Genomic DNA, 13,080 nt, shown 5'->3' with positions numbered 1-13,080 from the left:
GCCATTGCCATGTCGCCCGGCGGGCCGCGGTCGTACGCTGCCCGGCACCCGAAACCCGGGCAGGTGCGCGGCGCCACACGGAAATCACCGGCCACTCCCGTACGGATTCCACCGCCCGGCCGCTACGGCGGAAAGGGCGCGCCCTCAGTGCGCCTGCCGCCGGTGCAGCGCCAGGTGCGTCAGCACCCCGCCCAGCAGCCCCCAGAACGCCGCCCCGACGCCGAGGAGTTCGACGCCCGAGGCGGTGACGAGGAACGCGACGAGGGCGCTGTCGAGCCGGCTCGCGTCGCGCGTCGCCGCGGCCAGCGCGCCGCCGGTCGCGCCCAGCAGCGCGATGCCGGCGATGGCCGCCACCAGCGCGGCCGGGAGGACCGCGAAGAGGCCGAGGAACGCCGAGCCGAAGACCCCGACGACGACGTAGCCGACGCCGGCCGCCACCCCGGCACCGTACCGCCGCTCCGGGTCCTGATGGGCCGAAGGGCCGCTGCAGATGGCCGCGGTGATCGCGGCGAGGTTGAGCCCGTGCGCCCCGAACGGCGCCAGCACCAGCCAGGCGGCGCCGGTCGAGGTGACCAGGCGGTCCGCGTCCGGGTGGTAGCCCGCGGCGTTGAGCACGGCGAGCCCGGGGGCGTTCTGCGACGCCATGGTGACCAGGAACAGCGGCAGCGCGATGCCCACCGCGGCGTCCAGCGTGAACTCCGGTGCCGTGAACGCCGGCACGGCCACGCCCACCTCGCCCGACCAGGTGCCGAAGCCGCCGGTGGCGGCGGTCCAGGCGCAGCCGGTGAGCAGCGCGAAGGCGGTCGCCCAGGAGGCGGCGAAGCGGCGTCCGGCGAGATACGCGCCGAGCATGAGGACGACCAGCGCCAGGTCGCCGTCCGCGGTACGGAACAGCCGCAGCCCGAACTCCAGCAGGATGCCGGCGAGCGTGGCGGCCGCGACCTCCGGCGGCAGCAGCCGCATCAGCGCGCCGAAGAGCCGGCTGAGGCCGAGCAGCACGGTGAGCACCGCAGCGATCACGTACGCGCCGATCGCCTCGGCGAAGGAGTGCGTGGCCAGCGCGGTCACCAGCAGCGCCGCACCCGGCGTCGACCAGGCGGTCAGCACCGGGGCGCGGTACGCCAGGCTCAGCAGCACGCACGTCACGCCGCTGCCCAGGGACAGCGCCCAGAGCCACGACTCCAGTTGGCCGGCGGTGAGATCCCCGGCACGCGCGGCCTGGAGCACCACCGCGACCGGTCCCGTGTACGACACCACCACCACGACGACGCCGGCCACCACCGTCGAGACGGTGAGGGCCGGCCGACGCTTGGCCGCGGGTGCCGCGTCAGGGGTCAAAAGGCGCTCCGGTCAGGCGGGTGCTGCGAGCGGGACGTGGCCGGTCGGCACCGGCACGCCCCGGCGGGTCCGGGCGCGGCGGCTCGGCCACGGCCACGGTAGCCGCCCCTCAGCGCGGCTTGCGACCGTAGGTGGAGATCAGGATCTGGCTCAGCCAGCGGTTCGCCGGGTCGGCCATCTCCTCCAGCGCGGCGTCGATCCGCGCGTCGTCGAGGAGCCCGGCGCCGGTGATCCGCGGGCGCATGAACTCCAGCCAGAGCTGGTAGTGCCGCGCCTGCGCCGAGCCGCCCTGCATCATCACCGTCCGGCCCTCCGCGGACACGTCCTCCAGGCCGCACTCCAGCGCCGCCTGGAGGTCGAAGTGGCCGCCGCGGGGCTCGTGCCCTGACTCGCGCATCAGCCCGTAGCCGGCCGCGCGGATGTCCTGGAGGAAGTCCTCGGAGACCACGCTGCGGAAGAGCGGCAGCGAGTCGGTGTCCTCCAGGAACAGCCAGCCGCCGGGCTTGAGCGCGGCGACCATCTTGCGGACCGCGGCCGGGCGGTCGGGCAGGTGCTGGACGAGCATGCGGGAGTGCACCAGGTCGAACTGCCCCGCGGGCAGGTCGTCGGTGGTGATGTCGACCTGGAGCACGTCGATGCCCTTGTCCTTCAGCCGCGCCAGCCGGCCGGTCTCCAGGTCGGCCGCCGTGACCCGGCCGGTGGGGCCCACGAGTTCGGCGAGCCGCTCCGCGGTGCCGCCGTGGCCGGCGCCCACCTCCAGCACGGACCAGCCGATGGCGACGCCGAGCCGGTCGAGCCGCTCGCTCGTTCCGGGATCCCAGATCGCCTCGTTGGTCAGCAGCCGTTCGGTCTCCTGGTCCCACAGCGGGTCGAAGACATAACGCTTGGCAGCCTGTTCTGAGTTGGACACACGCGCCCCCAGAGATAATCCGGCTTTCGCGTTGGGAGCGTAGGAGCCGGAATTGCCGGGCGGCCATGGCAATTCCGTGTCCCCGGGCCGTACGGGACGGCAGATATCTGCCACCGCCCCGGCTCCGCCTCCCGCCGTAGCCTGCTGAGGTACCACGCTTTCGTACCGGACGGACGACCGTAAGGAATGCGGTGTTGCGTACATTCATCGTCGGTTTGGGACGCTCCGGCCGGGAGCTCCATCTGCCGGTGCTCTTGCGGCTGCGGCGCCGCTTCCCCGATCTCTTCTCCGCCTCGCCGCCGCTCGGGTACGACACGGGCCCGGCCGGCGACCCGGACGAAGGACAGGACATCGAGACCGTCGGCTCGCTGGCCGCGGCCCGGCTGCGGCTCGACCCGGCGGCGACCCTGGTGCACGTGTGCACCCCGCCGGGGGAGCGGGCCGGCGTGCTGGCCGCCCTCGGCGAGCTGGGATTCGTCAACGTCCTGGTGGAGAAGCCGCTCGCGGACACCGCCGAGGCGCTGGCCGAACTGGCGGCGGTCCGGGAGAAGTACGGGCTGCGGATGGCCGTGGTCGCGCCCTGGCTGCACAGCACGCTCACCGACCGGCTCGCGGACCTCGTCGAGAGCGGGCGGTTCGGGCCGCTGCGGCACATCGGGATACGGCAGCACAAGCCCCGTATCCACCGCACCCTCAACAGCGCCGGGCACCAGACGGCCTTCGACGTGGAGCCGCCGCACGCGGTCGGCGTCGCGCTGCGGCTGGCCGGCGACGCCGACGTCACCGGCGCCGCCCTCACCGACGTGGACGTCGGCGGCCGGCGGGTGCCGGGCATGGGCGGGGCCGAGCTGACGCTGCGGCACCACTCCGGGGTGGTGAGCCGGCTGGAGTGCGACCTCACCTCGCCGCGCCGGGAGCGCCGCATCGAGCTGGACTTCGCCTCCGGCCGCGTCGTCGGCCACTACCCGGTCGGCAGCGAGGACCACTACGCGCACCTGAGTGCGGGCCCCGTGGACGGTCCCCGGTCGGAGTCCGTGTTCCCGGACCTCGCCCTCGACGCCTGCCTGCTCGACACCTACCGGCACCTCGCCGGCGACGACCCCGACGACGCCGTGCTGGACGCGCAGGTGCGGCGCCAGATGCAGGTCGTCCGGCTGCTCGACGCGGCCAAGCACATGTCCGGCTCCAGGACGGAGGCACGTGATGCCGGCTGACACCCTCCCGCTCTGCGGGATCGGCGACGAGGCGGGCGCCCCGGCGGCGGTCCAGACCGGCGCCCTGAACGAACTCGGCTGGCCGCTGATCGAACTGCGGTCCGTCGACGGCGTCGCGCTCGCGGACCTCGACGACGCCGCCTTCGGCGAACTGGCCGGCGCCGTGCGCGCCGCGGGGCTCGGCGTGCACTGCGTCGACTCCCGGATCGCCAACTGGGCCCGCCCCGTCACCGGCGACTTCGACGAGGACCTGCGCGAGCTGGACGTCCTCGCCGGGCGCTGCGCCACGCTCGGCACCCGGTACGTCCGCGTCATGTCGTACCCCAACGACGGGCTGAGCCCCGGCGCCTGGCGCGCCGTCGTCCTGCGGCGCATGGCGATCCTCGCCGAGCGCGCCGAGCGCGCCGGGCTCGTGCTGCTGCACGAGAACTGCGCCGGCTGGGCCGGCGCCAGCGCCGACCGCATGCTCCAGCTCCTGCGGTACGTCGACAGCCCCGCCCTGCGCCTGGTCTTCGACACCGGCAACGGGCCCGCGTACGGCTACCGGGCCTACGACCTGCTGCCCCAGCTCACCCCCTGGATCGAGCACGTCCAGATCAAGGACGCGGTCGTCGAGGGCGACGAGATCCGCTACACCCTGCCGGGACACGGCGAGTGCCGCGTCCTGGACTGCCTGCGGCACCTGATCGACCGCGGCTACACCGGCGCGCTGTCCATCGAACCGCACGTCAAGGTGCGCCCGCACGAGTCCGCGACCGCGGGCGACGACGAGACCCGCGCGGCCTTCGTCGCCTGCGGCCGGGCGCTGGAGGAACTGCTCGCCAGGATCGGCAAGGTGACCGCATGACCACGGCGCAGACACGGCTGTCGCGGGCGGACCGCGACCTGCTGCTCGACCTGGTCGGGTTACCGACCGCCGGGCCGATGGAGACCGGCCCGGACGCGGAGCCGCCGCGGCTGCGCGACGCGCAGATGCGCTACGCCAGGGCCGCGGCCGAGCTGGGCTTCGAGGTGGCGTACCACGCCGCGCCCGGGCCCGAGTGGCTGGACCGGCCCGACGTGCCCGCGCAGGTGCGCGACATGGCGCGGCGGGTCGACGGGTTCCTCGACAGCCAGCCGAGCCTGGTACTGCGGCTCGGCGGCGCGCTGCCACGTGCGCGCACCCTGATGTTCAACGTGCACCTCGACACGGTCGCCGGCGGCAAGCCGCCGCACCTGGCCGGCGACCGCTTCCACGGCCGCGGCGCCGTCGACGCCAAGGGGCCGGCGGTCGCGCTGCTCGCCGGGCTGCGGGCCGCGATCACCCGGGTGCCGGCGCTCGGCACCGACGTGGGCGTGCTCATCCAGGCGGTGTCCGGCGAAGAGGGCGGCGCCATGGGCGTCTTCGGTACCCGGCCGCTGGTGGAGCAGGGCTGGACGGGACGTATCAACGTGTTCTGCGAGCCGACCCGCGGCCTGCTCGTGCCCCGTGCGACCGCGGCGGCCACCGCCCGGATCGCCGTCGCCGGCGCCGACTCCATCGACGACCACCCCGAGGCCGGCCACAACGCCTCCGTACTCCTCGGCTTCCTCGCCCAGCGGCTGGCGCGCACGCTGCCCGGCGCGGTGGCCGAGGGCCGGGTCTGCGTCGCCGGGCTGCACACCGGCGCCGCGCACAACAAGGTCTACGGCACCGGCGCCCTGCTGCTGAACCTGGCGTACCGCACCGCCGCGGCCGGCCGGGCGCAGGAGGAGGCGCTGGAGCGCGAACTGACCGCCGGGATCGACGAGTTCGCCGCCGTCTTCGGCGGGCTGCCGGACTTCGCCCGCACCGCGCGGGACGCCCGCCGGATCACCCGGCTGGCATGGCTCAAGCGCGGCCTGCCCGCGCTCGACAGCCGCGACGCCTGGGCGGAGCAGGTGCTGACCGGGGCCGGTCTCGAGTACGCCCCGCCGGACGCCCCCGCCTGCACCTGCGACGCCATCTGGGCCCACGCCCTGCCGCACGCGCACACGGTCGTCTACGGCCCCGGGGACCTCGACGCCAACGGCGCCCACGCCGCGGACGAGTACGTCGACGCCTCCGACCTGGAGCACTACGCCGACGGCGTCGCCTCCATGGTGGCCGCCTTCGCCTCCGCTACGAACGGATCGTCATGACCCTGCTGCCGTACCACCAGCTCACCGACTTCACCACCGAGGTCTTCCAGGCCCAGGGCGTGCCCGAGGACCGGGCGCGTACCGCCGCGGAAGCCCTCGTCTACGGCGACCTCGTGGGCATGCGCTCCCACGGTCTGGCCAACCTCACCCGCCTCTACCTGCCGCTCTTCGCCTCCGGCCGGGTCGCGCCCGCCGCCGAGCCCGAGGTGCTCGCCGACCGCGGCGCGACCGTGCTGCTCGACTCCCGCAAGGGCCTGGGGCTGTGGGCCGCCGCGGAGGCCATGGACCTCGCCGCCGAGCGGGCCGGGCAGTACGGCATCGGCATGGTGTCCGTACGCGACGCGACGCACCTCGGCTGCGCCGGCTTCCACGCCGCCCGGGCCGTCGAGAACGGCATGATCGGGCTGATCGCCTCCAACTGCGGCCGGCAGCGCATCGCCCGCCCGCCGGGCGGCCGGGTCGCCATGCTCGGCACCAACCCCCTTGCCGCCGCCGCCCCGGCGGGCCCGGGGCAGGCGCCGTTCGTGCTCGACATGAGCACCACCGTCGCCCCCACCGGCAAGGTGCGCGAGGCGGCGCGGGCCGGCCGGTCCATACCCGAGGGCTGGCTGCAGGACGCCGAGGGCCGCTGGGTGACGGACCCGCACGCGCTCGACCGCGGCGAGGGCTTCCCGCTGTTCCTCGGCGGCCACCCGGAGACCGGCGGCTACAAGGGCTACGGCCTCGCGCTGCTGGTCGAGGTGCTGGCCGCGCTGGTGCCCGGCGCCGGGCTCGGCCCCGACCCCGAGGCGTACTCCGGCACCGGAGGCCCGAGCGGCCGCGACGACGACATCGGCTTCTTCGTCCTGGCCGTCGCGCCCGGCGCGCTGCGCCCCGAGGAGGACTTCACCCGCCAGGCGGCCGGGCTCTTCGCCGCCCTCACCGGCAGCCCGACGCTGCCGGGGACCGACAAGGTCGTCTACCCCGGCTGCCGGGAGGCGGACCTGAAGGCCGCGGCGCTGGCCGACGGCGTGCCCGTGGCGGACGCGCTCCTCGGCGAACTGCGCTCCGTCGCCGACGACCTGGGCCTGAAGCTCCCGGAGGGGGACCGCAATGACCGGTGACGACACCACCCGCCCGCTGCGCATCGGGCTGATCGGCCTGGGCGTCATCTCCCGCTTCTACGCCGCCGCGCTGGAGGAGGTGCCGGGGGTCGAACTCGCCGCGGTGTGCGACCTGCGGGACGAGGCGCTGGCCCCGTACCGCGACCGCGTCCCCTGCTTCACGAGCCACGCGGACCTGCTCGCGGCCGGCGGCCTGGACGCGGCCGTCGTCAACGTGCCCAACGACGCGCACGCGGCGGTGTGCGGCGACCTGATCGCCGCCGGGCTGCCGGTGTGCGTGGAGAAGCCGCTGGCCACCAGGCTGTCGGACGGCCGCGCGCTGGTGCGGGCGGCCCGCGACGGCGGCGTCGTGCTGTTCACCGCCTTCCACCGGCGCTACAACGGCAACGCGCTCGCGCTGCTGGAGGCCATCCCGCCCGGGGTCGGCATCGAGTGGATGGTCGTGCGCTACCTGGAGAAGATCGAGGAGCACGCCGGCGCCGACGCCTGGTACCTGGACGCCGACCGCTGCGGCGGCGGCTGCGTGGCGGACAACGGGCCCAACGCCTTCGACACCGTGCGCCAGTTCCTCGGCCCGGTCGAGCTGGAGTCGGCCGAGGTGGTACGCGACGGGGCCGGCACCGACCGGCAGGCGAAGGTGTCGCTGACCGCCGCCTCCGGCGCCCGCGGCCGGGTGGAGCTGGACTGGTCGTACGAGGGCGAGCGCAAGGACGTCACGGTCCGGCTCACCGACGGCTCGCTGCACAGCGCCGACATGCTCGACGGCTACCCGGAGTTCAAGCAGTCGCTGTGGCACGAGTACCGCGGCATCGTGACCGACTTCGCCCAGGCGGTGCGCGCCGGGGAGGACCGCGCCGAGGGCGGGCTCGCGGCGCTGGAGCTGGTCGCCGAGATCTACCGCAGGGAGAGCACGGCCGGCGAGCCGACGACGACGGGAGCGGCGCGGTGAATCCGCACGAGGACGGCGACAAGCTGACGATCTCGGGCCGGCTGGTGAAGATCCTCGTCCACCGCCGCGAGGACCGCGGGATGGCCGTGGACGAGTGGGCCAGCCGCTGCGTCCGCAGGGGCGAGGTGCACGAACTCGTCACCACGGACCAGCTCGACACCACCACGGGCGCGCGGGTCGACCGGGTCGGGTTCCTCGGCTTCGTGGAGATCTCCGAGGCCGGCGTCGTCGACCGCGGCGACCCGGTGGTGATCGACGGCAAGCGGGTCGGCTCCGTACTCGGCTTCGACTCCTGCCACTTCCCCAACCACTACAACATCCTCATCGCGGTCGACGCGACCGTCACCGGCCGGGAACTCGGTCTGACGCCGGACATGAAGGTGTCCATCGGCCCGCAGCCCTGATCACGGACCGCCCCTTCCCTTCGCCGCCGGGCGGCCGCGGCCGCCCGGAAAGATCCGCTCGCTGAAGAACCGCTTGCGCGGCGCTTGGGAACCAATTGCGGCCGACTTGGCGCCGAGTTGTTGCCGGGGCCCGGCACCGCTGGTCAGCGGGCCCCGGTAACCCGGCCGCCTGTGAAACTGCTTGTGCCGAACCATGCGTTCGGTTACGCTCCCGTGAGGTCTCAGGGGGATATCACGGGGGAGTGATCATCGATCGAGCCTCCGTTTACGTGCACGAGTTATCGGAAGGGTTCGAGAGCGCGATGGAATTTTCCCTACTCGGTCCACTGCGCATGCACGAACAGGGGTGTTCCTATACTCCGACGGCGCCCAAACAACGACAACTGCTCTCGTTGCTCCTGCTCAACGCCAACCAGGTTGTCTCCACGCGCACATGCATAGAGGAACTCTGGGAGAACACTCCGCCCAACACCGCGCTCTCGACGGTCCAGTCCTACATCCTGCAGTTGCGGCGCATCCTGCGCCGGGTGCCGCGGGTGGGCAGTCTGGAGGCGGCCCGGCGGATACTGGAGACGCGTGACGGCGGCTATCTGCTCACGGTGCGCGGGGACGAGCTGGACACGAACACGTTCGCCACGCTCGTCGCCAGCGGCCGGTCCAAGCTGTACCAGGACGACGTCGCGGCCACCGAACTGCTGGGCCGGGCACTGGCGTTATGGCAGGGGTCGGTGCTGGCGGACGTCCAGGTCGGGCCGGTGGTCAGGGCGTACGCGGTCGGTCTGGAAGAGGACCGCATGAGCGTCCAGGAGCAGCGCATCGACGCCGACCTGCGGCTCGGGCGGCACCGCGAGGTGCTCGGCGAGCTGAGTTCGCTGACCACCAAGCTGCCCACCCGGGAGAGCCTGCACGCGCGGCTCATCCTGGCGATGTACCGGTCCGGCCGGCGCAGCCAGGCCCTGGAGGTCGTCCACCGGCTGCGCACGACGCTCCGCGAGGAACTGGGCCTGGAGCCCTCACCGATGATCCGGAATCTGCAACAGGCGGTGCTGACCTGCGATCCTGAATTGGACGATCTCCTGCGCGGTCCCGATCTGACGAAAACCGTCCCCGCAAGCCAATTCGACCTCGTGCCGCCCGGCCGGATGGAGCAACACGCGCTGGCGTCCGCCGCTTTCGGCAGGGGCGCATAGCGGCACCCGCATTCCTTGACTTCCGGAAAAGCACCTTCGGTGTTCGCGCCGAAGGTGCTTTTTCCATGTCCATATGAACTCCGCGGGACGTATTTCGGAACTGCGGTACACATGTCCTGAAATTCGCCCCGCGGCTCAGAGCGATTCGACATGGTCCGCGGCCGGCACCCGGTGCCGGCAGTCGAAGATATAGCCGGCCGTCGCCACGAGATGCGCGTAGTCGAAGGCGTCGTGGTCCGTGGCGACCAGCACCACGTGCGCCGCCTCGACCTCCTCGTCCGACAGCTCCACCCGCACCAGCCCCGCGACCCCCGGGTCCTCCGAGACCACCGGGTCCGCGACCCGCACCTGGGCGCCCTCCGCGAGCAGGTGCTCCGCGAGACGGACCGCGGGCGACTCCCGTACGTCGCCGGTGTTCGGCTTGTACGCAAGACCCAGCATCAGCACCCGGGCGCCGTGGAGCGTCTGGCCGCGCCTGCCGAGGCCCCGGGTGACCCGGCGGACCACGTACTCGGGCATCTGGGTGTTCAGCTCGTCGGCCAGCGCGACCATCCGGAACGGTCTGCTGAGGTCCTGCTCGACCTTCCACGACAGGTACAGCGGGTCCACCGGGAGGCAGTGGCCGCCGACCCCGGGGCCCGGGGTGAAGCGCATGAAGCCGAACGGCTTGGTGGCGGCGATGTCCAGCGCGGCCCACACGTCGACGCCGAGCGCCTCCGCGTGCATGGCCAGCTCGTTCACCAGGGCGATGTTGACGTGCCTGAAGGTGTTCTCCAGCACCTTCGCCATCTCGGCCACCCGGATCGTGGGCGCGGGCACGACCTGGTCGACGATCGAGCCGTAGAAGTCCGCCAGCCGGCGGCGGGAGCGCTCGTCGACCCCGGCGACCACCTTCGGCGTGGTGGTGAACGTCCAGCGGGTGTTGCCCGGGTCGATGCGCTCCGGGCTGTAGCCGAGGTGGAAGTCCGTGCCCGCGGCCAGCCCGGACAGCCGCTCCAGCAGCGGGGCGAGGACGTCGCCCGTGGTGCCGGGGTAGCTGGTCGACTCCAGCGAGACCGCCGCCCCCGGCCGCAGCCAGCGGGCGAGGGTGGTGCCGGCGGACTCGATGTACGACAGGTCGGGCAGGCCGTCGCGCATCGGGGTGGGCACGGTGATCACGGCGAGGTCGAAGCCCGCGAGGTCGTCCGGCTCCATCGTCGGCCGGTACGCCCCGCTGTCCAGCAGCGCCGCCAGTCGCGCCGAGTCCACGTCACCGACGTACGACTCGCCCACCGCGAGCTTCTTGACCCGGTCCTCGTCGACCTCGAAGCCGACGACCTCGTACCCGCGCTCCGCGGCGGCGACGGCCAGCGGCAGGCCCACGTAGCCCTGCCCCATGACGACGACCTTCTCGCCCATGCCCGTACTCCCTAATCGAAGAATTCGCACACTGAGTCCGCGATGAACTCCACCTGGAAGTCCGTGAGGTGGGGCCAGATCGGGATGGCCAGGTTGCGCGCGCTGACCTGCCTGGCCCGCGGCCAGTCCGCTCCCTCGGGGGCGTACTTCGCGAACGCGGGCTGGAGCGGCAGCGGCACCGGGTAGTAGATGTGCGTGCCGATCTGCTTCTCGGTGAGCCAGGCGCGCAGGTCCTCGCGCCGCTCGACGAGCAGCGAGTACACGTAGTAGCAGCGGCCGTTGCGGCCGGCGGGCGGCGCGACGAGGCCGCGGTCGGCGAGCGGGGCGAAGCGCTCGGTGTAGTAGTCGGCAATCCGGGCCCGGCGCTCCAGCCGGTCCGCGAAGCCGCCGATCCGGTGCAACTGGAAGGCGGCCAGGATCTCGTCGAAGCGGCTGTTCTGGCCGATCTCGTGGTGCAGGAACCGGGTGATGCCGTCCTGGCCGTGGTTGCGGAGCATCCGTACCCGGCGGGCCAGGTCCTCGTCGTCCGTGACGACCATGCCGCCCTCGCCGGCCGTGCCGAACGCCTTGACCTGGAAGTAGGAGAACACCCCGAGGTCGCCCCAGGCGCCGGACGGGGTGCCGTCGAGCACCGCCCCCTGGGCGACCGCGGCGTCCTCGATCACCTTCAGCCCGTGCGCCCGGCCGATCTTGTTCATGGCCGGCATGTCGGCCATGATCGAGAAGACGTGGGCGGGCATCAGGGCCCGGGTGCGCTCGGTGATCAGCTCCTCGGTGCTCGCCGGGTCCATCACCATGGTGTGCGGGTCGACGTCGGCGAAGACCGGGGTCGCGCCGAGGTTCGCCACCGAACTGGCCACCGGCTGGCAGCAGAACGCCGGCACGATCACCTCGTCGCCGGGGCCCACGCCCACCGCCTGGACGGCGAGGTTGAGCCCGCCGGTGCCGCTGGAGCAGGCGACGGCGTGCCCGACGCCCGTCGCGGCGGCGGTCTCGCGTTCGAGCTGCGCGGTGCGCCGGCCGAGGATGAACTTCTGCTCGTCGTCCGTGCCGACCTCGTAGAGCAGGTCGAGGAACGCCTGCCGGTCCTGCTCGAAGAGGTCGTCGGGGAAGAACGGGATGGTCACCGGTCGGCACCTCCGGCGTAGAAGTCGGCGACGGCCCCGCAGACGATGTCCACCTGGTCCTCGGTGAGGTCCGGGTAGAAGGGCAGGGCCAGCGTGCGCTTGCAGGTCCGCTCCGCGACCGGCAGCGAGCCCTCGGGGTGCTCGGGGCCGGCGTAGCAGGGCTGCAGGTGGAGCGGGCGGGGGTAGTACGTCTCGGTGCCGATGCCGCGGGCCGCGAGGAACTCGACCAGCTCGTCCCGCTTCTCGACCTCGATGAGGTAGACGTAGAACACCGGGTCCGCCTGGGCCGGGCGGGGCACGAGCCGGGGCAGGGAGTGGATGCCCTCCTGCCCGCGCAGCCGCTCGTCGTACGCGGCCGCCAGCTCCCGGCGCCGGGCGATGTCGGCGTCCAGCCGGGTCAGCTTGGCCAGCAGCACCGCGGCCTGGACGTCGTCCATCTTGCTGTTGGTGCCGGAGACGCCGGAGAGGTTGGAGATGCCGGCGATGTGGTCGAGCGTCTTGCCCATCCGCCCGTGGTGGCGCAGGATCGCGGCCTGCTGGGCGATGTCGTCGTCGTCCGTCAGGATCATCCCGGCGTCGCCCAGGGCGCCGAGGGTCTTGGTGGGGAAGAAGCTGAGCACGCCGCCGGCGCCGAGCAGCCCGGCGTGCACGCCGTCCCAGCGCATGCCGATGCCCTCGGCACTGTCCTCCAGCAGCTTGAGGTCGTGGCGCTGCGCCAGGTCCGTGAGCCGGTCCATCGCGGCGAGCTGGTGGAAGAGGTGCACGGGCATCACGGCCCGGGTGCGCTCGGTGACGAGCGCCTCGGCGGAGTCCGCGTCCAGCGCGTAGTCGCCGTCCGCCGTGATGTCGGCGAAGACGGGACGGGCGCCGGCCATCGTGACGGACGACGCGGTGGCGAAGAAGGTGAACGCGGGCACGATCACCTCGTCCCCGGGGCCGATGCCGGCGGCCCTGAGCAGCAGGACGAGGGCGTCGGTGCCGCTGTTCACGCCGAGTGCGTGCCGGGCGCCGGTGTACTCGGCGACGGCGCGCTCCAACTGCCCGACCTGGCGGCCGTGGGAGTACTTGCCCCGGTCGAAGACGGCGTTGACGTGGTCGCTGATCTGCGGCCACAGCTCGGTGAAACTCCGTGCCTGGGAGAAGAACGGCACAGGTGGGGCCGCAGCTTCGGAGTGGGTGAGCGCCATACGGGCCAGCGTAGGGAGCGATTCCGGGGGCGGCCACGGACAAGTTGTTGCCTGCACGCGACCCGTCCGGGGTGGCAGTCGCCGGGGTAGGAGCCGGGTCCGCGGGCGGCCGCCGGCGGAT

At 73.1% G+C, this 13,080-nt stretch carries 12 protein-coding genes; 7 read left to right on the top strand and 5 right to left on the bottom strand.

All coding sequences use genetic code 11. The features are described 5' to 3' along the window. Positions 1–144: 144 nt before the first annotated feature. Complete coding sequence (locus ACFYVJ_RS24580; RefSeq protein WP_388895235.1) at positions 145–1,338, bottom strand: benzoate/H(+) symporter BenE family transporter; 1,194 nt, start codon at positions 1,336–1,338, stop codon at positions 145–147. A gap of 109 nt (positions 1,339–1,447) precedes the next feature. Then, positions 1,448–2,248 carry a class I SAM-dependent methyltransferase gene (locus tag ACFYVJ_RS24575; RefSeq protein ID WP_388895232.1) on the bottom strand — a complete coding sequence of 267 codons (801 nt, stop codon included), beginning with the start codon at positions 2,246–2,248 and terminating at the stop codon, positions 1,448–1,450. A 194-nt stretch (positions 2,249–2,442) separates the two neighbouring features. Between ACFYVJ_RS24575 and ACFYVJ_RS24570 the strand changes: the two genes are divergently transcribed. From ACFYVJ_RS24570 to ACFYVJ_RS24540, 7 genes are all read left to right on the top strand, one after another. After that, positions 2,443–3,462, top strand: a complete 1,020-nt coding sequence (locus tag ACFYVJ_RS24570; RefSeq protein ID WP_388895229.1) for a Gfo/Idh/MocA family oxidoreductase — start codon at positions 2,443–2,445, stop codon at positions 3,460–3,462. Further along, complete coding sequence (locus ACFYVJ_RS24565; protein ID WP_388895226.1) at positions 3,452–4,309, top strand: sugar phosphate isomerase/epimerase family protein; 858 nt, start codon at positions 3,452–3,454, stop codon at positions 4,307–4,309. The genes ACFYVJ_RS24570 and ACFYVJ_RS24565 overlap by 11 nt, the downstream gene beginning before the upstream one ends. Then, entirely contained in the window at positions 4,306–5,601 is a 1,296-nt protein-coding gene (locus ACFYVJ_RS24560; protein ID WP_388895223.1) for a M20/M25/M40 family metallo-hydrolase, read from the top strand. Before ACFYVJ_RS24565 ends, ACFYVJ_RS24560 begins: the two co-directional genes overlap by 4 nt. Continuing rightward, a complete protein-coding gene (locus ACFYVJ_RS24555) occupies positions 5,598–6,704 on the top strand; it encodes an Ldh family oxidoreductase (protein ID WP_388895220.1) in 1,107 nt (368 codons plus the stop codon). The genes ACFYVJ_RS24560 and ACFYVJ_RS24555 overlap by 4 nt, the downstream gene beginning before the upstream one ends. Next, entirely contained in the window at positions 6,694–7,653 is a 960-nt protein-coding gene (locus ACFYVJ_RS24550; RefSeq protein ID WP_388895218.1) for a Gfo/Idh/MocA family protein, read from the top strand. The genes ACFYVJ_RS24555 and ACFYVJ_RS24550 overlap by 11 nt, the downstream gene beginning before the upstream one ends. Then, a complete protein-coding gene (locus ACFYVJ_RS24545) occupies positions 7,650–8,057 on the top strand; it encodes a DUF6917 domain-containing protein (RefSeq protein ID WP_388895215.1) in 408 nt (135 codons plus the stop codon). Before ACFYVJ_RS24550 ends, ACFYVJ_RS24545 begins: the two co-directional genes overlap by 4 nt. Before the next feature lie 302 nt (positions 8,058–8,359). Continuing rightward, entirely contained in the window at positions 8,360–9,247 is an 888-nt protein-coding gene (locus ACFYVJ_RS24540) for a BTAD domain-containing putative transcriptional regulator (RefSeq protein ID WP_388895434.1), read from the top strand. A 135-nt stretch (positions 9,248–9,382) separates the two neighbouring features. On the opposite strand, the gene ACFYVJ_RS24535 is transcribed toward ACFYVJ_RS24540, so the two are convergent. Genes ACFYVJ_RS24535 through ACFYVJ_RS24525 form a run of 3 tightly spaced genes read right to left on the bottom strand, consistent with a single transcriptional unit; the run spans position 9,383 to position 12,959 of the window. After that, positions 9,383–10,645: a nucleotide sugar dehydrogenase gene (locus tag ACFYVJ_RS24535; protein WP_388895212.1), complete on the bottom strand. Its 1,263-nt coding sequence runs from the start codon at positions 10,643–10,645 to the stop codon at positions 9,383–9,385. 11 nt (positions 10,646–10,656) lie between these two features. Continuing rightward, positions 10,657–11,772, bottom strand: coding sequence for a DegT/DnrJ/EryC1/StrS family aminotransferase (locus tag ACFYVJ_RS24530; protein ID WP_388895209.1), 1,116 nt, complete (start codon positions 11,770–11,772; stop codon positions 10,657–10,659). Further along, positions 11,769–12,959, bottom strand: coding sequence for a DegT/DnrJ/EryC1/StrS family aminotransferase (locus ACFYVJ_RS24525; RefSeq protein WP_388895206.1), 1,191 nt, complete (start codon positions 12,957–12,959; stop codon positions 11,769–11,771). Before ACFYVJ_RS24525 ends, ACFYVJ_RS24530 begins: the two co-directional genes overlap by 4 nt. Between the last annotated feature and the right edge of the window lie 121 nt (positions 12,960–13,080).

The sequence above is a fragment of the Streptomyces sp. NPDC004134 genome (genome assembly GCF_042874195.1).
Classification (GTDB): Bacteria; Actinomycetota; Actinomycetes; order Streptomycetales; family Streptomycetaceae; genus Streptomyces.
This window is presented reverse-complemented; position numbering and strand designations above follow the sequence as displayed.